Raw genomic sequence first — 21,529 nt, 5'->3', positions numbered from 1 at the left:
AATCGGATTTTCGGGGGGATTACACAAGCAACGCGGACGCCCGTACCTGTTGGGTACAGGCGTTTTTCTTTCGTGTGGGGCAGTAAAACTTCTCTTTGCCGGACGTAGCGTCCGGCAAAGGGGTCAACACGTCACTTTCCGTTGCGCATGCGGCGCAGCTCGCCGTTCAGCGCTCGGATGATGCAGTAGCACATCAGCAGCATCAAGATGGAAAATGGGATAGCCGTCGCCGTGACACCCGCTTGAAGCGCCGACAACCCACCACCGATCAATAACACGATGGCAATCAACCCCTCTACCGTCGCCCAGAACATACGCTGAGGCCGAGGTGCTTCGATCTTGCCGCCGGCGGTGATGGTATCGATCACCAGAGAGCCGGAATCCGATGACGTCACGAAGAAGGTGAGCGCCAGAATGATCCCCAGGCTCGACATCAAACCCGTCAGAGGTAGCTCATTGAGCATGCCGAATAGGGCTAGTTCGGGACGGTAGCTATCGATCACGTACTCCTTGACCAGACTCGCGGCGGGATTGGTATAAAGCTGATCCAGTGCAATGCTGCCGAACACCCCCATCCAGATAAAGATAAAAAGGCTTGGCACGATCAGCACGCAGAGCAGAAATTCACGCACCGTACGACCCTTGGACACGCGCGCGACAAACATGCCGACAAAAGGCGCCCAGCTGACCCACCACGCCCAGTAAAACACCGACCAGTTTGACGATAGGCGTCATCTTCACGTCCAAAGGGCGCCGAGAGCGGAATGAGCTCCGTCACATAATGGGTGATTCCCGTCCACATGCCGCTGATCGCCATCAGGGTCGGGCCAGCGAACAGCACAAAGAAGAAGAACATCACGGCCGCGATCATGTTGATCTCGGAGAGTCGCTTTACGCCCCCCTCCAGGCCGCGCCACACCGATACCAGCGCCACCGCAGTGACAAGTGCAATGATAATGACCTGTGTCGTGGTATTGATGGCCATACCGAAAACAAAATTCAGTCCCGCGTTGGCCTGCTGCGCGCCCAGGCCCAGTGCCGTGGCCAAGCCGAACAAGGTGGAAAACACCGCCAGGATATCGATCCAGTGCCCCCACCAGCCCCATACGCGATCCCCCAGGATAGGAAAGAAGATCGAGCGAATAGAAAACGGCAGTTTCTTGTTATAGCTGAAGATCACCAGGGCAAGCGCCATCACTGCGTATACGGCCCAGCCGTGCAGCCCCCAGTGTAGAAACGTCCCCGCCAGCCCCATGGCCGAGGCTTCGTCAACCGCGGCCATATTTAGCGCACCGTCGGCACCAAAGGGCGAAGGAGTGCCTAAGGGCGAAGACACATTTGCATGATAAACCGGTTCCAGCACGCTGAAGAACAGCAAGGCGATCCCGATACCCGCAGTGAACAACAAAGCGAACCACGACAGGTAGCTGTGTTCCGGCCGGGCATCCGGGCCGCCTAGTCTCACTTTGCCATGGGGAAGCACGATCAGTGCCAGACAGAAGACAATGAAAAAATCCACCAGAATCATGAAGTACCAGTCCAGCGTACGCGTCGAGAAGCCAACGATAGATTGGAACAGCTCCCCAGCCTGCGCCGGGAACATCAGGGTCAACACAATGAAAATCAACGAGGCGAGTGCGGACAGGACAAAGACGCGGTTATGAATGTCAAAACCGATGGGCCCCATACTTCCCTGGATGTTGTCCTGCCCTACAACATAATCCGTCTGCATGTCGCTGTCGTCGTACGTCGACGAGGCCCGTTTATTTAATAAGCCCATACGCTGTATCTCCTTATTGTAGTGATTGATTTATCATTGTTCTCGCTTGGGCACTGAAGACTGGCTGCAAAGCGAAATGGCTTGCTGCTCGAAGCGTTGTTATGTAGAAAAACGTCATTCAGGAAAACCCTGGCAATGCCTCTCATCAAGTAATGCGCCCAGGCAGCTAGCCTCTGCCGGCGCCTCCCTGGGGGTTCCCCTCACTCTTATGCTCTAGCCCCCCTCTCACCGAGACAACGGCTACGAATAGTCAGTTGACCTGAGTGGCGCGCCAGGAGGCTGGCTTATCTCTAACTGGGGTGCTTTCATGGAGAAACCTCTCAGGCAGGGGCTACCAATGCTAAAACAATTCATCTAGTCGTCGTGAGTCCATGCACAATGACGTGCTTGTCGCTAACAGACCAATGATTTATTCGCTACCTGAGCCCAAGCACACATTGGCCTTAGGCATCACCGCTACTGAGTTCTTCAAAGCCTTGGATGGATATAAGAAAATGCATGCCATCGCATAAGATAAAGGCGCTACTCGCTTAGTTGCTTAATCGCCATGTTCCCAGTAGTCATAGCACGCGTGCTGATCACAACCCGTCAAGGAAGACTCAACAATGCGAGTACAGCTTGTTTTAAAACCAGCAAATTTGTAGAGGTTTTTTACACGAGGGTGACGGAGCTTGCGCTAAACATGACAACACCCCATTTCGTAGGATTACTACAAAAACAGGTTATGTCACGATAAACCGCAAATTATGTCATTTTGGCTGGAATTTATGTCACAACAGGCTGGAAACGACAGAAATGGAGGCGGCCCCAAAAGCCACATCCCGGCACACGCAGCCACCACTACCGTTGCTCCCTTCCGGGCCTGGCGGGGTTTGCAGTATAGCGTTGCGGGAGGACCTAAGGGGCCACCATAGCAATACACTTGAATATCCATGTACTGCGGCGCTGATTTTGGTGGCTACGCCCTGATTTGAACAGGGGACCCCATCATTATGAGTGATGTGCTCTAACCAGCTGAGCTACGTAGCCTTTCCGACATCAGCGGGTGCAGATTATGCCTATTCTCGAAACAAAAGGCAAGCCGAAAACAGGCTTACCTTTCAATGAGACAATGACAAATTTACAGAGCGGCCTGAACTGCTGGCAGTGCAGGCTCGCCATCCAGGGTCGTCACACCCTCAAGCCACGCGGCTAATAAATCGTCGTGCTCTTTTAAATAACGATTGGCGGCAACGCGAGGGCCGACACCCTCATTCATAATGGCGCCCATTAACTGGTTTTCCATTTCCAGCGTAAACGTCATATTACCAAGTAACGTACCCACGTTCGGGCACGCTTCGACAAACCCGGCGCGCGTATTAGTGTGCACCGTGGCGCCACCCAAGTCAGGTCCAAAGTAATCATCCGCATCGGATAAGTAGGCCATATCAAAGTTGGTATTCATGGGATGCGGCTCCCACCCCAGAAAGACCATCCACTCTTCATTGGGGACGCGTGTTGTCAACTCTGAAAGCATGCCTGCTTCACTGGAATCCACCACCTGCCAATCGCCCAGGTCGTAGGCATTATCATCAATCATTTGCTGGATAAGCTCATTGCCATCGTTACCCGCCTCGATACCATGCACGCGATGGTTAAATTGATCAGCGTGAGCCGCTAAATCATTCACAGAGGTAACACCTGCATCGTACACGTATTGCGGTACGGCCAGCGTGTATTTGGCGCCTTCTAAATTGACAACTAACCGCTCAACATCGCCACTCTCAATATACGGGTCGCTGATGGACGCCATAGAGGGCATCCAGTTGCCTAGAAAAACATCAAAATCATTGTTACGCATGCCCGCATAGGCAATCGGCACTGACACCGTATCGACGGTTGGCGTGTAGCCTAGCGCCTCCAACACTTCGCTGGCCAACGCCGTCGTCGCGGTAATATCGGTCCAGCCCACTTCGGCAAAACGCACACGCGAACACTCATCGGCTTGGGCCATCATGGGCATAGCAGCCCCCAACACCAATGCGCTTAATCCCACCACCTGGACATGTTTCATTACAACTCCTCTTCTATTTTACGTAAATGGGCATGTTTATTCCTTTAACGCCAAGCGCAGCAACATGCACCAGCGTTTATTGATTGAACGTTCAATAAACAACTACTAAGATATACAGGTAATCATGACTAACCGCATGTTTCAAGTTAGGCATTCAACGTCATCAGGAGACAGCTGTGCCAAAGCTGGGAATGGAACCGATACGCCGCCAGCAGCTAATCAACGCCACCATGGCGGCCATTGACGAAGTGGGGTTGGCAGAAGCAACCATTATGCGGATTGCCCGTCACGCGGGCGTCTCTGCAGGCATCATCAGTCACTACTTTGGCGGGAAAGATGGCCTTCTTGAAGCCACTATGCGCCAGATCTTGACTGACCTTAGTGACGCTATTTCTGCGCGACGCAGGGCGTTGAACGATGACTCACCTAAAGCGCACATCAGCGCGATTATCGAAGGCAACTTTGATCGCACTCAAGTGACCGGCCCTGCGGCTAAAACATGGCTTGCCTTTTGGGCCAGCAGCATGCACAAGCCGATGCTTCAGCGCCTGCAAAATGTGAACGATAGACGCCTTTACGCCAATTTATGTTGTCAGTTTCGACGCGTGCTCCCCCACGTTGAGGCACGCAATGCGGCCCGTGGGTTGGCCGCCATGATTGATGGTTTATGGCTACGCGGTGCATTAACACCCGAAGGGCTTGATGCCGACAAAGCCCGCCATCTAGCGCTCCACTATCTTGATCAACTCTTGGCCCATCACAAATATCAACACTCAGCACCCGCTCATTAAGGTTATAAAGGAGATCAACATGTCCGCTCAAGATGTACAGCCTCTCTATATTGATGGTCGCCCGGTCGCTGCCACGTCAGGTACTACTTTTACCGTTACTAACCCATTTGATGGCAGCCTGCTTGCGACACTTGGCCAAGCAAGCCAACAGGACGTTGACGCAGCCGTTGAAGCGGCCCAGCGTGGCCAGCGCGAATGGGCTGCCATGACCGGCATGGAGCGCGCCCGTATCATGCAGCGCGCGGTTGCGTTGCTGCGTGAGCGCAATGACGAGCTGGCAGCGCTCGAGACCCGCAACACCGGTAAGCCGATTAGCGAAACAGCAAGTGTCGACATCGTGACAGGCGCTGATGCGATTGAGTACTTCGCAGGGCTGGCCCCCGCTATTCAAGGCAGCCAAATTCCTCTGCGCGAAAGCTCCTTTGTGTATACCCGCCGCGAGCCGCTGGGCGTCATTGGCGCCATCGGTGCGTGGAACTACCCCCTTCAAATCGCCTGCTGGAAAGCCGCGCCAGCGCTGGCGGCAGGTAATGCCGTTGTCTTTAAACCCAGTGAAGTGACACCGCTGAGCGCAATTAAACTGGCTGAGATTTTTACTGAAGCTGGCCTGCCAGACGGTGTTTTCAACGTGGTGCAAGGCGATGGCGACGTAGGCGCGATGCTGACGGCACACCCGAGCATTGCCAAAGTGTCGTTTACCGGTGAAGCAGGTACCGGCAAAAAAGTGATGGCCGCCGCCGCTAGCTCATCGCTTAAAGACGTCACGATGGAACTGGGTGGAAAATCACCGCTGATCATCTTTGCCGATGCGGACCTGGACCGCGCCGCCGACGCGGCCATGATGGCCAATTTCTACTCCAGTGGCCAAGTTTGCACCAACGGTACTCGGGTGTTTATCGAACGCAGTGTGAAAGACGCATTTGAAGCCAAGCTGGTGGAGCGTGTTAAGCGCATCAAAGCAGGCGACCCTATGGACCCTGGCGTTAATTTTGGTCCTCTGGTCAGTTTTGAGCACCAGGCAAAAGTGCTTTCTTATATTGCCTTGGGTAAACAGCAAGGCGCCCGCCTGCTGGTGGGGGGTGATGAGTGGAAAAGCAGCGACTGGGCCAACGGCGCTTGGGCAGCACCTACCGTATTTACCGATTGCACAGATGATATGCGCATTGTGCAGGAAGAAATTTTCGGCCCGGTGATGTCGGTGCTGGCCTTTGATGATGAAGCTGACGTCATTCGTCGCGCCAACGACACCCGGTATGGCTTGGCAGCCGGCGTATTTAGCGAAAGCTTAAACCGGGCGCATCGCGTTATTCATCAGTTGGAAGCGGGTATTTGCTGGATTAATACGTGGGGTGAATCGCCTTCTGAAATGCCGGTCGGCGGTTATAAAGAATCGGGGATTGGCCGTGAAAATGGTATCGATACGCTTAACCACTATACCCAAACCAAGTCGGTACAAATCGAGATGGGCCCCTTTGAGTCGGTGTTTTAAAGCGAAACAGCAAACACGCCAGCTATTCTACTCTCTCAAGGTGTAACTATGCCGCAACCGCATGAATTTGATTACATTATTATCGGCGCGGGCTCAGCGGGAAGCGTGCTGGCTATGCGTTTAACGGAAGACAGCAACGTCCGCGTTCTCTTGTTAGAGGCCGGCGGGCCGGACTACCGGCTTGATTTTCGTACCCAAATGCCAGCAGCCCTCGCCTTTCCACTTCAGGGAAAGCGTTACAACTGGGCATTTGAAACGGACCCGGAACCGCATATGGATGGCCGTCGCATGGAGTGCGGTCGCGGGAAAGGGTTGGGCGGTTCTTCGTTGATTAATGGCATGTGCTATATCCGCGGCAATGCACTGGATTACGATAACTGGGCTCAACAGCCAGGCTTGGAAGATTGGGATTACTTAAGCTGCCTGCCCTACTTTAAAAAGTCAGAAACCCGCGACACCGGAGCCAATGACTACCACGGTGGCAGCGGCCCGGTTAGCATCACTACTCCCAAAAACGGTAACAACCCGCTGTATCGCATCTTTATTGAAGCAGGCAAACAGGCAGGTTACCCCGAAACAGACGATGTTAACGGCTATCAGCAGGAAGGCTTTGGCCCCATGGACCGGTTCGTTACGCCCAAGGGGCGACGCGCCTCTACCGCCCGGGGTTACCTGGACACCGCCAAACAGCGCACCAACCTGACCATAGAAACCCACGCCGTTACCGACATCATTGATTTTGACGGCAAGCGCGCTGTGGGTGTGCGCTACGAGCGCAAAGGGCAACAGCAGACCGCCCGCGCCAAGCGGGAAGTGCTGCTGTGTGGTGGTGCTATTGCGTCACCTCAAATTTTGCAGCGCTCGGGCATCGGCCATCCTGAAGTGCTCGAGCCGCTAGGCATCAAGCCCGTTCATGCCCTGCCGGGTGTCGGCGAAAACCTGCAAGACCACTTAGAGATGTACATTCAGTACGCATGTAAAGAACCCATCTCGCTCTACCCCGCTCTAAAATGGTACAACCAGCCCATGATAGGCGCTGAGTGGCTACTCAAGGGTACGGGCATTGGCGCCAGCAACCAGTTTGAAGCGTGTGCGTTTATTCGCAGCCGTGATGAGGAAGAGTGGCCCAACCTGCAGTATCACTTTTTACCCATCGCGATTAGCTATAATGGCAAAAGCGCGGTTCAAGCGCATGGCTTTCAAGCGCACGTGGGCTCGATGCGCTCCAAAAGCCGAGGCCGCATTCGGCTAGCCTCAAAAGACCTGCACGCGGCACCCAGTATTTTGTTCAACTACATGTCGCATGAAAAAGACTGGGAAGAGTTCCGTGATGCCATTCGCTTAACGCGCAACATTATCGAACAACCCGCATTCGATAAGTACCGAGGCCGTGAAATCTCCCCAGGGCCTGATGTACAAAGCGATGAAGCGCTGGATCAGTTTATTAAGGCGAACGCGGAAACGGCGTATCACCCCTGTGGCAGTTGCCGTATGGGAGACGATACGCTGGCCGTGACAGATGGCCAGGGTCGCGTTCATGGCGTAGAAGGTTTAAGGGTGGTTGACGCCTCACTGTTCCCTCTAATTCCTACCGGCAACCTGAATGCGCCAACCATCATGCTGGCTGAAAAGATTGCCGACCACATCCGTGGACACGAACCGCTGCCTCGCGCGCAAGTTACCTATTTTGTAGCTAACGGCGCGCCTGCCCAACATGGGTGAATGACGTTTTCACACGTGAATCCCCGTTCATCCAAGCGCCACGGCTAACTGCCGTGGCTTTTTTTTACTAAGCTACTATTAATAAGCAGGATAAAAAGACGTAACGACTTGCGCGGGATAGCGTACGTCTGCCAATATTCAAACATCTGTTCGAATGCCTATGGCTTGCGTTCTAATCATCACTTCAAGCGTTACACACGACGGCAAGGCTGCATCGATGGATCAGACATCAACGTTCTGAGCCAAGCGCAATGCAGACCAGAACTGGACAGTGCCTAATAATACATGGAGACGTTCTATGCTCACCCTACTACTGATTATCCTGGCCGTGGTTGGCCTGCTGATTGTTATGCGCCGCGAAGCAGGCGCCCCAGCAGCCCTGACACTGTTGGGTATATTAGGGCTTGTTGGCCTACTCTTTGACGCCGCCGTTATAGGCGTATTGCTGCTAATCGCTGCTCTGGTCGTTGCTGTGACGGGCCTTGAAGCAGTGCGCAAACAGTGGCTGACACCGCGGATTTTTAAGGTTTTCAAAAAGGTCGCGCCAAAGGTCTCCGCCACCGAGCGCACGGCGCTAGAAGCCGGTAGCGTTTCCTGGGACGGGGAGCTTTTCTCCGGTAAGCCACAATGGAATAAGCTGCTGGCTTACAAGGATGAAGGCCTGCGCGAAGATGAACAGGCTTTTCTCGATATCCAGTGCGCTAAAGCGGCTGGCATGTGTAACGCATGGGACATTGCTCAAGAGCGTGCCGACCTGCCCCAGCAGTTATGGGACTACCTGAAAAAAGAAGGCTTCTTTGGGATGATTATTCCCAAGGAGTACGGTGGCCTGGGTTTCTCAGCAAAAGCCCAATCCATGGCATTGCAAAAACTCTCCGCCAACGAAACGTTAATGGTGACCGTTGGGGTGCCCAACTCTCTCGGCCCGGGAGAGCTGCTGCTTAAATACGGTACTGAGGAACAGAAAGACCACTACCTGCCCCGCTTGGCCGATGGCCGCGAAATTCCCTGCTTCGGCCTGACAGGCCCGCGGGCGGGCTCTGACGCAACGTCACTGCCTGATATCGGCGTAGTGTGTAAAGAGATTATTAATGGAAAAGAGACGTTAGGTCTGCGCCTGACGTTTGAAAAACGCTGGATCACGCTGGCTCCCATTGCCACGGTTGTAGGTTTAGCCTTCCGTTTATTCGACCCTGAAAAGCTGTTGGGCGACGAAGAAGACCGGGGTATTACCTTGGCGCTCATTCCTCGCGACACGAAAGGCATGGACATTGGCCGCCGCCATCACCCCATCGGCAGCCCGTTTATGAACGGCCCGATTAAAGGTGTAGATGTCTTTGTCCCGCTGGATACCATCATCGGCGGGCAGGAGATGATTGGCCAAGGCTGGCGCATGCTGGTTGAATGCCTATCAATTGGTCGCTGTATCACGCTACCCTCCGGCGCGACCGGTACCGCCCGCTACGCACTGGGCTGGAGCGGTGGCTTTACGCGTGTTCGTCGCCAGTTCAACGTGCCTGTCGCCGAAATGGAAGGCGTTCAAGAACCGCTGGCACGTATGGCAGCGATGGCTTATATCTCCCAGGCAACCGTTTATCAAACGGCTAACCTGATTGATCATGGTGAAAAACCGGCGGTTCCTTCAGCGATTTTGAAGAGCCAACTGACCGAGTTCCAACGTGATTTGTTAAGCGATGCGATGGATGTGCATGGCGGTAAAGCGGTCACATTGGGCCCACGTAACTATTTAGGTATTGGCTATAGCGCCAACCCGGTAGCGATTACCGTTGAAGGCGCCAACATCATGACGCGCAACCTGATGATCTTTGGTCAAGGGGCGATTCGCTGTCATCCCTACGTGCTGGAAGAGCTGGCCGCTAAGGATGCCAACGACATCAAAGCGTTTGATAAAGCCTTCTTTAGCCATGCGGGCCTGATTTTTGGTAACGCCGCACGTGCGTTCACCATGGGGCTAGGGTTTGGTAAAGAACGCGTGCCGTTTGACGGGCCAGCTGCGACTTATGCGCAAGATATTGCTCGCCTCTCTGCAGGCTTTGGGCTATGTGCGGATGCCGCCATGGCAAGCCTGGGTTCCGCGCTGAAAAAACGCGAAATGCTCTCTGCCCGTTTGGGTGATGTGCTCTCTAACCTGTATCTCGCATCCATGGTGCTCAAACAGTGGCAAGCAGGTGACAAAGTGGAAGGCGAAGACGCCCTGCTTCACTACAGCTGCCGCTTCCTGCTGCATCGTGCAGAGCAAGCCTTTGTGGAGATTTTCGACAATTTGCCTAATCGGGCACTCGGCCGTGTGCTTAACGCCGTGGTAATGCCAACCGGCCGCCGTTGGGATAAACCCCATGACGATTTGGCACGCGACATTGCTAAACGGGTTTCCACCCACACTGCGTTGCGTACCAAACTGCTTTCCAACACCTGGGATACTGACGACGGCGAACAACCCAACCCGCTGGCGCGCTACAACGCACTGCTGGTTGATTATGACCGTGCTGAAGCCATTTATCGCACGGTTAACAAAGCCTACGCCAAAGGTGAGCTGCCTCAAACGGCCCTTCACCCTGAAGCTCGGGTTGAGGTAGCGTTTGAGAAAGGCCTGATTAGTGAAGAAGAAACGATCTTTATGCGCGAATTCGAAAAAAACGTGCTGGAGATGCTAACGGTCGATGACTTTGCCTACGATGCGTTCGCAAAGAATAAAGGCACGCTCATTAACCATAATGCGACGCAGGCAGCGCCAATTAATCCTGAGGAAGCCCACGTCGAATAACACATCCTGGAAACAGGATTGCCATAAGCCGGCTCCACAATGGAGCCGGTTTTTTTATAGGCGCTAAATGTTCGTTTTCAAACTTGAAAGATCGCAAACGATCACATATTCTTCATAAATGAAAATAACTGTGCTTTGCTTTGGTTATCAAACCTAATTTCCCATTAATGAGGCTATCATGACCCTGCGTGAACAAAACGTTAGTCAATTGACAAGTACCACCTTTGACGCGCTGGTAATTGGTGGCGGTATTAATGGCGCAGCCAGCGCGGCGGCACTGGCAGGCAAAGGTGCCAAAGTCGCCTTGATTGATCGTGGCGACTTTGCAGGCAGCACCAGCATGCACTCCTCCAACCTGGTGTGGGGGGGCATCAAGTATATGGAAAGCAATGACTTTGGCCTGGTGCGTAAACTCTGTAAAAGCCGCAATCATCTGATCAAGAGTTACCCTTCCACGGTTGAGGAAATACGTTTTCTCACCACGATTACCAAAGGGTTTCGCCACGCCCCTCGCTATCTTTGGGCAGGCACCTGGCTTTACTGGTTAATGGGTAATGGTTTTACCAAAACGCCCCGCCTGCTTTCGCCAAAAAACATCAAGCAAGAAGAGTCGATCATTAATGTCGATACATCGGTGGGCGGCTTTGAGTATTCGGATGCCTACCTGCACGACAATGATGCCCGGTTTGTGTTTAATTTTATCCGCCACGCGCTCGATTTCGGCGCGACAGCCGCCAACTATGTGGAGTCGCTGGGTGCTGAGCGCAAAGATGGTGTCTGGGTAACGAAAGCCCGCAACACAATGGATGGCAGCACTTTTGAGATACGTGCCAAGGTATTGATTAACGCGGCTGGCCCGTGGGTAGACCATCACAACAAGCTGACCAACCAGCAGACATCGCACCAGCACCTTTACTCAAAGGGCATCCACTTAATCGTGCCGCAGTTAACAAAGTCAAAGCGTGTACTGGCGTTTTTTGCTGATGATGGGCGGCTTTTCTTTGTTATCCCCATGGGCAATCGTACCTGTATCGGCACTACCGATACGCACATGGACCACCCTGATGCGGTGGTGACCGATGAAGACGTAAACTTCGTGCTGGAGAACATTAACAAGCGCTTAACGCTTGAGAAGCCCCTGACACCTGACGATATTATTTCAACACGCTGTGGCGTGCGCCCCTTGGCCGTCGAGGCCAACCAGGGCAGTGATCGTGACTTCCTGCAGCTTTCACGCAAGCACATTATTGATACACATGACGATACGGCACATATCAGTATCTTTGGCGGCAAGCTCACCGACTGTTTAAACGTCGGCGATGAAATTGCGGATGCGGTAACCCAGCTAGGCGTGACGTTAACCAACCCCAGGTTCCAGTGGTACGGCGAACCTACTGATTCTGTTAAGCAGCAATTTATGGCTCAGGCCGAGCGTATCGGCCTTGATGCGATGACGCCCAGCACCTCTTCAGAGCTACTGACAAAACGCCTGTGGCGCCGCTACGCGGATAAAGCGTTTACGATGCTTGAAAAAATCGAAGCAGACCATGACCAGGCCGCCTTGCTTATTGAAGGTACCGAATATATTCGCGCTGAGCTTGAACACGCCCGCGATTATGAAATGATTACTGAACTAGAAGACTTCCTGCGCCGTCGGGCCAAAATATCGCTTGTAGTGCGTCATGAGCAGCTACGCCACTCTGAAGGGCTTAAAGAGGCTTGCCGGATGCTTTTCGGCGACCAGGCCGATGAACGATTTAATGCCTACTTCGAAAATAATTCAGGCGAGGCGATTCAACAAGCAACGGCAGACGCCTAGTGCTTGCTAAAAGCACATAACCAAACGGACATAACCCAATTATCGTGCTAAAAAAGCTCCCTTAAAACTTTTAAGGGAGCTTTGTGTACATCCACCACCAAAGCTTCTAAGCGTTTAACACCTTACTCCTCGTTAGCAACCTGTAGCTGCGAGTCGCCTGCCAACACTTCATCCCAGGCTTCATCCAGCGTACAGCCAGACCGACTATCGAGCGTATCGATCACTTCCACGGCACATTGAAGCGACCTCGGGCTATCTTTAAGCGCAAGTACCAGTTTAGCCAGGTCCTGCTTGCTAAATGTACTGGCAATCTGGTTAGCTTGTTGGCTTAGTTCAATACAGTTCATATTCAGTACCTCATGGTATGGTCATCCGTTGCCGGTCTCACAAAGGGCTTTCGTTGGCAAAGCCAGCCGCCCTATACGTATGGTGGCATTACTACTCATGCCAGGCCGGATAAGCACCTGGTTCGGTGACTGCGAACGGTCAAAAAAACAGATAAAGTCTTCGCTCTTTAGCGCCTGCTGTATGCACGCACAAAGGTTATATGGCAAGGCATAGTGCGATGTATCGGGGTAACGAAGCATCACTCCATCCCATGCCCTGACTATGGTTCATGAACGATCAGCCAACAATGCATCATTGGACGCACGCCCCGTTGTAGCTTGACTACATCGGCCGCCGCCCAGGGTTAAACGTGTTAAAAGCTTACAACAAGAAGAGAATCAAGAAGTGCACGCAGCCACCTTACGATGGCTACGTGATGGCCTTATTCGCCGGAACGTACGCGCGACACGGCATCCAGCCAGCCTTGGTACAGCTGCTCGCGAGACGCATCCCCCATGGTCGGCATAAAGCTCTTTTCACAGTCCCAGAGCTGTTCAATTTCTGCCAAAGAGTCATACCAGCCTAAGCGTAAGCCCGCCAGGTACGCTGCTCCCAGTGCAGTGGTTTCTAAAATAGTGGGACGATCCACCTCAACATCCAGCATGTCGGACAAAAACTGCATCAGCCAGCTGTTTTTAACCATGCCGCCATCCACACGCAGTTTGCTTGGTGTGGCGTCCATATCGTCGTTCATACAGTGCTGTAAATCGCGGGTTTGGTAACAGACTGCCTGCAAGCCTGCCGCAACGATTTCTGCAATACCGGTGTCCCGTGTCAGGCCAAAGATTGCTCCCCGCGCTTTAGGGTCCCAGTGCGGCGCCCCAAGCCCCGTAAAGGCAGGTACCAAATAGACGCTATGGCCCAGCCGGGTCTCCTTGGCAAGCGCCTCGGTTTCGGCCGCATCCGCAAACAGGTTCAAGCCATCCCGCAGCCACTGTACGGTTGCGCCTGCGACAAAAATACTGCCTTCCAGCGCATAGGTGGGCTTACCGTTAAGCCGATAGCCAATGGTGGTTAACAAGCGATTACGCGAAAGTGCGGGCGTGTCACCGGTGTTTACAATCATAAAGCAGCCGGTGCCGTAGGTGCTTTTCCCCATACCCGGCGTAAAGCATGCCTGCCCTACTAGCGCTGCCTGCTGATCGCCCGCCACACCGGCAATCGGTAGCTCAGCCCCTAACCACTCTGCTTCCATCATGCCAAAATCATCGCTGGAGTCTTTCACACTGGGCAGCAGGTTGGCGGGTATGTTGAACAGCGCCAGCAAATCCTCATCCCATTGCTGGGTGTGTATGTTAAAGAGCGCCGTGCGTGAGGCATTGGTGGCATCGGTGACATGCTGCTTACCGTTTGTCAGCCGCCAAATCAGAAAGCTATCTACGGTGCCAAATGCCAGCTCGCCACGCTCAGCGCGTTCACGGGCACCCTCCACGTTCTCAAGCAACCACGCCAGTTTCGTCGCCGAAAAATAGGGATCAATTAACAGGCCGGTTTTTGCTTGAACGCTATCGGTATGCCCAGCTTCACGCAGCGTTTGGCAGGTATCAGACGTTCGCCGATCCTGCCATACGATCGCGTTATAAAGTGGCTTACCTGTTGCGCGGTCCCACAGCAGCGTGGTTTCGCGCTGATTGGTAATACCCACACCCGCCACTTGACCCGCAGAAACACTGGCCTTCACCAGCACTTCTTTGCAGGTCGCAACTACTGATTCCCAAATATCTTCAGGATCATGCTCAATCCAGCCATCACGGGGAAAGTGCTGGGTAAACTCTTGCTGGGCAACGGCCGCAATTTCCCCTTGTCGGTTAAACAAGATGGCACGGGAGCTGGTGGTACCTTGATCAATAGAAAGTAGATAACGGGACATTAGATGTTCGCTTTGAGGTTAATATTTTCGCTTTATTATTAATAAGGCTACGCTAAGCCTTATTGATGCTCAAGTACGAAAATACCTCTACAAAGCAGCCTTGACCCGTTTAGGCGATATAGAGCGCCACATCATATTGGGTTAACAACTGCTGGATAGACTCGGGAGGCTTGCGGTCAGTGAACAACGCATCCAGCTGGGAAAGATTCCCTTGGCGTACCACAGGGTTGCGATGGAACTTGGAGTAATCCGCAGCTAGATACACGCGTCGCGAATTAGCAATGATCGCCTGGGCCACACGTACTTCCTGGTAATCGAACTCCAACAAAGAGCCATCTTCATCAATACCGCTGATACCAATAATGCCGTAGTCGACCTTAAACTGATTAATAAAGTCGATGGTGGCTTCACCGATGATGCCGCCATCCCGGGAGCGCACTTGGCCGCCCGCTATAATGACGTTAAAGTCTTCTTTATGCTGCAAAATAGCGGCAACGTTAAGGTTGTTGGTGATCACTTCCAACCCTTGATGCTCCAGCAATGCCTGGGCAATGATTTCATTGCTGGTACCAATATTGATAAACAGCGATGAGTGATTAGGAATATGCTGCGCCAGACAATGAGCAATACGCTCTTTCTCTTCAAGATGGAGTGTTTTACGTGTGCTGTAGGCCGTATTAACGGTGCTTGACTCAATTCCCACGCCACCATGCACCCGCCTCACTCGGCCCTCATTCGCCAACGTATTGAGATCGCGCCGAATCGTTTGAGGCGTTACTGCGAAATGATCAGTCAGTTGCTCAATGCTCATATAACCGTGCTGACGAACCAGCTCGACAATCGCATCCTGACGGTATTGTTGATTCATAGGCTTAGCCTGTTCACTTTTATTTATCGCCAAGCGTAATAGGGTAACAAAATCTGATAGCCCTGATCCACACGACGAAGCTCAACAAAGCTCGATGGCCCACAGGGAGCCACCGAGCACTATCTTTTGCTGTCGTTACTTACAGCGGCCATACCCACAAAATAACCGGCAGGGCAACCACCAGCACAACGATCGAAAGCGGCAAGCCTAGCTTCCAATAATCACCAAACCGATAGCCGCCTGGCCCCAGCACCAGTGTATTGGACTGATGGCCGATGGGGGTTAAAAACGCGCATGAAGCACTCACCGCGACCACCATTAAAAACGGATCAAGAGAGACATTAAAGCCTTGGGCTAAACTGGCGGAAATCGGTGCCATTAACAATGCGGCGGCAGCATTATTGACCACATTTGAAAGTAGCATGGTGAGCACGAAAAGGCCGATTAAGGAAATAAAGATGGGCCACTGCGCGCCAAAGTCCAGCAAGATATTCGCTACAATCGTGGCTCCACCGCTGGTTTCCAAGGCTTCCCCTACGGGTATCATGGCGGCTAACAGTACAATCACAGGGCCATCAATGGCCTGGTAGCCATCCCGCAGTGGCAATACCCCAATTAATAGCGAAATAAGCGCGGCACAGCCCATTGCGACCGCTGCGGGCAGAAGGTCCAGCAACATCGCGACAATGGCCAGCGCAAAAATCCCAATTGAGATAACCAACTTACGTGGCTGGCCTAACTGCAGCTCCCGATTAGCCAACGGCAAACAGCCTAAGGTAGAAAGGCTATCGCTAATTTCGTTCTCGCTGCCCTGAAGCAGCAGTACATCGCCGGTTTGAAAACGAATATCTCGCAAGCGCTGTTTCAAACGACTACCGTCACGAGCAACCGCCACCAGATGTAGACCAAACTGTTGATTTAATCGCAGCTGTCGGACACTGCGATTATTCATCATCGAATCATTACGCACGACCGCTTCAATCAGTTGCAGCCCTTCGGTATCCACCGGCTGCCGGCCCTCACTGCTGCCTGCTTCGCCCTCATCCTCTTTTGAGGCATCTTCATCCTTCTCCTCAGGCTCCGCAACCGCACTCAACCCTACTTTATCTTCAAGCAGCTTTAGATCATCCGGGCCCGCCTCAAGCAGTAAAATATCGCCCTCTTGCAAGATCCCATGAAAGGAGTAGCCCGCCCGACGGTTATCGTCGCGCACTACGGCCAATACAGGAATGGTTTCCTCAAGCTCATCGCGTAACTGCGGCAGCGTTAAGCCGTTGGCTTTAGAGTCCTTGGTAACGTTAAGCTCTACCAGATAATTGGCGGTATCAAACATCTCTTCAGTTGATGACTTCGCATTGCGTTTAGGCGTTAAGCGCCAGCCAATTAACACGATAAACACAAGGCCTACAACAGCTACCGCAACCCCGACAGGGGAAAAGCTGAACATGCCAAAATTTTCCCCGGTCACACTGCCACGGTAGCTGGAGATAATAATATTGGGCGGTGTGCCAATCAGGGTGGTTAAGCCCCCCAGCAACGAACCAAACGCGAGCGGCATTAAAAGCAGGGAAGGAGACGTGTTATGTTCGCGGGCAAGCCGCATGGCAACGGGTAGCAATAGCGCTAACGCCCCCACATTATTCATAATGCCGGACAACACCACCACGGTTCCTACTAGCGCTAAAAGCTGGAGTATCAGCCGGTCACCTACCTTGAGCACTTGGTTGGAGATAATATCCACTACGCCAGAACGCTCAAAACCACGGCTTAACACCAGCACGGCAGCCACCGTAATGACGGCGGGATGACCAAACCCGGCAAACGCTGAATCAGCCGGAACAAGCCCTAGCATCACCGATGCAAAAAGCGCCGTTAATGCCACTAAATCATAGCGAAAACGCCCCCATACGAACGCTACCAACGTTAATCCCAGCACGATAAATATCAGTGTGCTGGGTGCCAAGCCGATTGCTTCCATCGCCATGCGAATCATCTCCTGTAACGCTACCCGGCCTGCTTACCCCTTCCGGCTTGCCTTTGTAAACCACAACCCATGTAAAGAACGAGAAGAACCTTTACACATTAGACGGTATCTATACAGACGTATAGCGTGTGCAAACGTTAGAGAATAGCCGACCGGCTGGAACTGCTGATAAAGCCGCATGGGGACGACACATTGGCTGCGCTTCACAGAACGGTAATCTGGAAAAGGTAAAAATAAGCAGTAAAGAGGAGCTAGTCTGAAAGCTAGACTGAAAACTAGAATCAACAAAAGCCGCGTTTGCGGCTTTTGTTACTCGCTCGCTACCGATCAGGGCAGCAGTACGGTTGAACCGGTTGTTTTACGGTTCTGGAGTGCATCCTGGGCTTTACCCGCATCGGCCAGCGGATAGCGGTTGGCAACATCAATTTTGATTTTGCCACTCTCGATCATGCTAAAGAAATCTTTGCACATCATTTCCAAGCGCTCGCGCGTGTCGGCATAACCGTTCAAGCTGGGGCGGGTAACAAATAACGACCCTTTCTGATTCAAAATTCCAATATTAACGCCATCAACCGGGCCGGAGGCATTACCGAAGCTGACCATTAACGCGCGAGGCTTCAGGCAGTTTAATGACATCTCCCACGTGTCCTTGCCCACCGAATCATAAACCACATCGCACATTTCGCCGTTAGTAAGCTCACGGACGCGTTCAACCACGTCTTCTTCGGTGTAATTAATGGTCGCCCATGCGCCATTTGCCAGCGCCAGGTCGGCTTTCTCTTTAGAGCTAACCGTACCAATCAACTTCACACCTAACGCCTTGGCCCACTGGCAGGCAATCGAGCCTACACCACCCGCCGCGGCATGGAACAAGATGGTCTCGCCACCTTTGAGTTCATGCGTTTGGCGTAACAGATACTGCACGGTTAAGCCTTTAAGCATGCTCGCCGCGGCGGTTTCAAAATCGATGAAGTCAGGCAGTTTGACGACTTTTTCAGCCGGCAACGTATGATGCGCCGCATACGCGCCTAACGGGCCTTGCGCATAGGCAACGCGGTCCCCAACACTTAGATGAGTCACCCCTTCGCCAACCGCATCAACAATACCCGCGCCTTCAGTACCCAAGCCCGCAGGCAGCGACGGTGCTGGGTAAAGGCCGGTACGAAAATAAATATCAATAAAGTTGAGGCCAACGGCTTTATTGGCGACCCGAACTTCACCTGACTTGGGCGCTGCCGGGGTAACCGTCGCTACTTCAAGTACCTCGGAACCGCCGGTACGGGCAAACTCGATACGCTGAGACATATAAACTCCTTGTACTTTATTTTGACAAACAGACATTTTGCAAACGAGCTAACGGCTATCCAAACGCTTTAGGCGTCAGAAATCAAGCCGTTAGTTCTAAGCGAACGGCATTCACTGCGATTGACCTGACACGCTGATGTCACTTGCGCATGCTAGACTGATTTTACTCAATCTGTGACGCCTTATGGATGTGCGATGACCCACCCTGCTATTACCCTCCCTACCCTAATTGCTCACCGCGGCTATTCCGCCGCCGCCCCTGAAAACACGCTAGCCGCCGTACGAGCCGCGTATGAGGCAGGTGCCCGCTGGGTTGAGCTGGATGTTCAATTACTGGGCGACGGCACCCCCGTGATTTGGCATGACGCAGAAGTGGACCGCTGCTCTGATGGGCGGGGGAACCTCAACACGCTCACTTGGCCACAGGCCAACGTTCTGGATGTCGGCAGTTGGTTTGGCGATGCCTTTGCGGGTGAAAAAATGGCCAGCCTGGAGGCCATGCTGGCGCTGCTCAATGAGCTGGAGATGGGCGTCAATATGGAAATAAAAGTCAATAAAGGCCGCGACCCAATCGAATTGGTTAATCGCGTACTACCAGACATGCGCGACGCCCTATCGCCAGAACGCCTGATTGTATCTTCGTTTGATGTAGATGCACTTAAACACTGCCGCACATTGGCACCAAAAGAAGAGCTGGCGCTGGGAGTCTTGTTTGGTAACACGCCCAAGGAGTGGCGCGCCCTCTGCGAGTCGGTTGATGCGTTCAGTATTCACCCCCACTGGCCACGCTTAAAACGCGACCAGGCCGATGCCATGCACCAGGCGGGCTATCAACTGCTGTGTTACACCGCGAATGACCCAAGCGCTTTTAATAACCGTTGGGAATGGGGCATTGCTAGCGTGATTACCGACGAACCTGCTATTTTTAAACGTTTTTTGGATAACCAGCGTTCAAAATAGAGTCATCAGGGGGATGTCATGAAATACAAGGAGGGTTCATGAAATACATAGGTGCACACGTTAGCGCAGCGGGCGGAGCCGACCAGGCCGTGCAACGTGCGGTGGAAATAGGCGCTAATGCCTTTGCGCTATTCACTAAAAACCAGCGCCAGTGGAAAGGCAAGCCGTTAACCGATAAGGCAATTGAGGCCTTTAAAGCCGCCTGTCGCCAGCATGGCTTTGGCCCAGAGCAAATTCTTCCCCACGATAGCTACCTGATTAACCTGGGGCACCCGGAAGCCGAGGGGCTTGAGAAATCCCGTGCGGCTTTTTTGGATGAAATGCAGCGCTGCGAACAACTAGGGCTGACGCTACTTAACTTTCACCCCGGCAGCCATCTAAACAAAATCAGCGAGGCGGATTGCTTAAAACGTATTGCGGAATCGGTTAACGAAGCGCTGGTACATACCCAAGGCGTAACGGCCGTTATCGAGAATACCGCTGGGCAAGGCACTAACCTTGGTTGGCACTTCGAGCACTTGGCGGAAATCATTCGCCATGTCGATGACAAGTCACGCGTTGGCGTATGTATCGATACCTGCCATGCGTTCGCGGCGGGGTATGACCTACGAACCGCCGAAGCGACACAGGCAACCTTAAATGAGCTTGGCAGCATCGTAGGCTTTGAGTATCTGCGCGGTATGCATTTAAACGATGCCAAAAGTGCGTTTGCCAGCCGGGTTGATCGCCACCACAGTTTGGGAAAAGGCAATATTGGCCTGCCTGCCTTTACCACCATCATGCAGGATGCCCGCATTGATGGAATCCCCATGATTTTAGAAACCGTAGAGCCTGACATCTGGCCTGAAGAAATCAGCTGGCTGCGCACTCAAGCAGAAGAAGCCGCACCCGGCAAATAGTGAATCACATCATGAAAGCGTAAGCGCGTGGCCGTGGCATTGCGCATTGCGTGGGGGCGGTCAGCAAAAAAGCGCAGCCCCTCGCCTACCTTTAGCGTTTGCCAACGGTCATCAATTCGCAGCTCCATCTCCCCTTCAACCACCACAATATGTTCTACCACGCCCTCGGCATGCGGCGCTGACTCGCTGATCGCGCCGGGCGCCAGCTCAATCATGAACATTTCAAAGCCCAACAATGGATCATAAGGGAAAATCAGCCGTGCCTGCATGCCTGCACTGTCATCTCCCCATACCGACTCTCCGCTATCCCGGCGTAGCTCACCCTGAACCGGTTTTTGGCTGTCGAATAGGGTAGAAAACGACACTCGAAAGCCACTGGCGATTTTCCACAGCGTTGATACGGTCGGGCTCGACTCACCACGCTCGATTTGCCCTAGCATGGCTTTGCTTACGCCTGTTTCAGCCGCTGTGCGGTCCAGGCTCCAGCCCTGTTTATTACGTAGCTGCTTAACCGTGTTGGCTATATGTTCAGCAATGGTGTGAACTTCACTCGCCATAGGTCCCCCCTTTAACGCCATAAAAGAAGTTTACTGACTCACTCGTCAAAGCGACACACGCATTTAATCGGCACCGCGATGAGTGTCTGTCCGTGCTTATAATTACTTTCACTTCGCCAGCCCTTCGGGCCGGCATGTTCTGTTGCTTTTTTTAGCCACGTATCGCCGCCCAAGCTCTTGAACAAGAGTTCCTTAAACGGCGCATATCTCTTTAGGGTAAGGCTTCTTAATGGCGTTGTGCGCTATAGCGCACGGTGGTA

Annotated in this window: 14 protein-coding genes, 1 tRNA gene, 1 other RNA gene and 1 pseudogene; 7 read left to right on the top strand and 10 right to left on the bottom strand. The window is 53.0% G+C overall.

Translation table 11 applies throughout. The features are described 5' to 3' along the window. Window positions 1-131 precede the first annotated feature (131 nt). From FKN99_RS02980 to FKN99_RS02965, 4 genes and pseudogenes are all read right to left on the bottom strand, one after another. A pseudogene (locus FKN99_RS02980) lies at window positions 132-1,732 on the bottom strand (BCCT family transporter). Between the two features lie 853 nt (window positions 1,733-2,585). Next, window positions 2,586-2,682, bottom strand: an RNA gene (ffs, locus tag FKN99_RS02975) — signal recognition particle sRNA small type. A 50-nt stretch (window positions 2,683-2,732) separates the two neighbouring features. Next, window positions 2,733-2,809, bottom strand: a tRNA-Met gene (locus FKN99_RS02970). A gap of 91 nt (window positions 2,810-2,900) precedes the next feature. Then, window positions 2,901-3,833, bottom strand: a complete 933-nt coding sequence (locus FKN99_RS02965) for a choline ABC transporter substrate-binding protein (protein ID WP_172116497.1) — start codon at window positions 3,831-3,833, stop codon at window positions 2,901-2,903. Window positions 3,834-4,009: 176 nt separating this feature from the next. Here FKN99_RS02965 and betI point away from each other — a divergent pair, with 176 nt between their 5' ends. The 5 genes from betI to FKN99_RS02940 all read left to right on the top strand — a co-directional run bounded on the left by betI (window position 4,010) and on the right by FKN99_RS02940 (window position 12,439). Beyond that, window positions 4,010-4,624: a transcriptional regulator BetI gene (gene betI / locus FKN99_RS02960; protein WP_193054377.1), complete on the top strand. Its 615-nt coding sequence runs from the start codon at window positions 4,010-4,012 to the stop codon at window positions 4,622-4,624. Between the two features lie 19 nt (window positions 4,625-4,643). After that, window positions 4,644-6,113: a betaine-aldehyde dehydrogenase gene (gene betB / locus FKN99_RS02955; RefSeq protein ID WP_172116496.1), complete on the top strand. Its 1,470-nt coding sequence runs from the start codon at window positions 4,644-4,646 to the stop codon at window positions 6,111-6,113. 48 nt (window positions 6,114-6,161) lie between these two features. Next, window positions 6,162-7,835: a choline dehydrogenase gene (gene betA, locus FKN99_RS02950; RefSeq protein WP_172116495.1), complete on the top strand. Its 1,674-nt coding sequence runs from the start codon at window positions 6,162-6,164 to the stop codon at window positions 7,833-7,835. Between the two features lie 298 nt (window positions 7,836-8,133). Continuing rightward, window positions 8,134-10,620, top strand: a complete 2,487-nt coding sequence (locus tag FKN99_RS02945; protein ID WP_172116494.1) for an acyl-CoA dehydrogenase — start codon at window positions 8,134-8,136, stop codon at window positions 10,618-10,620. 178 nt (window positions 10,621-10,798) lie between these two features. Continuing rightward, window positions 10,799-12,439, top strand: coding sequence for a glycerol-3-phosphate dehydrogenase/oxidase (locus tag FKN99_RS02940; RefSeq protein WP_172116493.1), 1,641 nt, complete (start codon window positions 10,799-10,801; stop codon window positions 12,437-12,439). A 122-nt stretch (window positions 12,440-12,561) separates the two neighbouring features. Here FKN99_RS02940 and FKN99_RS02935 read toward each other — a convergent pair whose 3' ends face one another. The 5 genes from FKN99_RS02935 to FKN99_RS02915 form a co-directional block, all read right to left on the bottom strand. After that, window positions 12,562-12,786, bottom strand: coding sequence for a hypothetical protein (locus FKN99_RS02935; RefSeq protein ID WP_172116492.1), 225 nt, complete (start codon window positions 12,784-12,786; stop codon window positions 12,562-12,564). 422 nt (window positions 12,787-13,208) lie between these two features. Continuing rightward, window positions 13,209-14,696 (bottom strand): glycerol kinase GlpK, encoded by a 1,488-nt coding sequence (glpK, locus tag FKN99_RS02930; protein WP_172116491.1) that lies wholly within the window; start codon window positions 14,694-14,696, stop codon window positions 13,209-13,211. A 109-nt stretch (window positions 14,697-14,805) separates the two neighbouring features. Then, on the bottom strand, window positions 14,806-15,564 hold the full coding sequence (locus FKN99_RS02925) for a DeoR/GlpR family transcriptional regulator (protein WP_087105625.1): 759 nt from the start codon (window positions 15,562-15,564) through the stop codon (window positions 14,806-14,808). Between the two features lie 139 nt (window positions 15,565-15,703). Continuing rightward, window positions 15,704-17,548 (bottom strand): SLC13 family permease, encoded by a 1,845-nt coding sequence (locus FKN99_RS02920; RefSeq protein WP_172116490.1) that lies wholly within the window; start codon window positions 17,546-17,548, stop codon window positions 15,704-15,706. 327 nt (window positions 17,549-17,875) lie between these two features. Continuing rightward, on the bottom strand, window positions 17,876-18,853 hold the full coding sequence (locus tag FKN99_RS02915) for an NADPH:quinone reductase (protein WP_172116489.1): 978 nt from the start codon (window positions 18,851-18,853) through the stop codon (window positions 17,876-17,878). 195 nt (window positions 18,854-19,048) lie between these two features. Here FKN99_RS02915 and FKN99_RS02910 point away from each other — a divergent pair, with 195 nt between their 5' ends. Together FKN99_RS02910 and nfo are read left to right on the top strand one after the other, a co-directional pair. Further along, on the top strand, window positions 19,049-19,813 hold the full coding sequence (locus FKN99_RS02910) for a glycerophosphodiester phosphodiesterase family protein (protein WP_172116488.1): 765 nt from the start codon (window positions 19,049-19,051) through the stop codon (window positions 19,811-19,813). 38 nt (window positions 19,814-19,851) lie between these two features. After that, window positions 19,852-20,712: a deoxyribonuclease IV gene (gene nfo / locus FKN99_RS02905; protein ID WP_172116487.1), complete on the top strand. Its 861-nt coding sequence runs from the start codon at window positions 19,852-19,854 to the stop codon at window positions 20,710-20,712. Here nfo and FKN99_RS02900 read toward each other — a convergent pair. After that, the gene (locus FKN99_RS02900; protein ID WP_172116486.1) at window positions 20,682-21,269 is read right to left on the bottom strand and encodes a helix-turn-helix domain-containing protein; all 588 of its coding nucleotides are present in this window, start codon (window positions 21,267-21,269) and stop codon (window positions 20,682-20,684) included. The two genes, nfo and FKN99_RS02900, sit on opposite strands and share 31 nt — an antisense overlap. Between the last annotated feature and the right edge of the window lie 260 nt (window positions 21,270-21,529).

Origin of the sequence: Halomonas hibernica, assembly GCF_013183775.1 — a bacterium.
GTDB lineage: Bacteria > Pseudomonadota > Gammaproteobacteria > Pseudomonadales > Halomonadaceae > Vreelandella > Vreelandella citrativorans.
The sequence above is the reverse complement of the archived record's forward strand: the minus strand, read 5'-3'. Positions and strand labels throughout refer to the sequence as shown.

Coding starts and splice junctions, on each gene's coding strand:
- FKN99_RS02910 (WP_172116488.1), top strand. CDS start 19,049: ATGACCCACCCTGCTATTACCCTCCCTACCCTAATTGCTCACCGCGGC.
- glpK (WP_172116491.1), bottom strand. CDS start 14,696: ATGTCCCGTTATCTACTTTCTATTGATCAAGGTACCACCAGCTCCCGT.
- FKN99_RS02945 (WP_172116494.1), top strand. CDS start 8,134: ATGCTCACCCTACTACTGATTATCCTGGCCGTGGTTGGCCTGCTGATT.
- betB (WP_172116496.1), top strand. CDS start 4,644: ATGTCCGCTCAAGATGTACAGCCTCTCTATATTGATGGTCGCCCGGTC.
- FKN99_RS02920 (WP_172116490.1), bottom strand. CDS start 17,548: ATGGCGATGGAAGCAATCGGCTTGGCACCCAGCACACTGATATTTATC.
- nfo (WP_172116487.1), top strand. CDS start 19,852: ATGAAATACATAGGTGCACACGTTAGCGCAGCGGGCGGAGCCGACCAG.
- FKN99_RS02900 (WP_172116486.1), bottom strand. CDS start 21,269: ATGGCGAGTGAAGTTCACACCATTGCTGAACATATAGCCAACACGGTT.
- FKN99_RS02915 (WP_172116489.1), bottom strand. CDS start 18,853: ATGTCTCAGCGTATCGAGTTTGCCCGTACCGGCGGTTCCGAGGTACTT.
- betA (WP_172116495.1), top strand. CDS start 6,162: ATGCCGCAACCGCATGAATTTGATTACATTATTATCGGCGCGGGCTCA.
- FKN99_RS02940 (WP_172116493.1), top strand. CDS start 10,799: ATGACCCTGCGTGAACAAAACGTTAGTCAATTGACAAGTACCACCTTT.
- FKN99_RS02965 (WP_172116497.1), bottom strand. CDS start 3,833: ATGAAACATGTCCAGGTGGTGGGATTAAGCGCATTGGTGTTGGGGGCT.
- FKN99_RS02925 (WP_087105625.1), bottom strand. CDS start 15,564: ATGAATCAACAATACCGTCAGGATGCGATTGTCGAGCTGGTTCGTCAG.
- FKN99_RS02935 (WP_172116492.1), bottom strand. CDS start 12,786: ATGAACTGTATTGAACTAAGCCAACAAGCTAACCAGATTGCCAGTACA.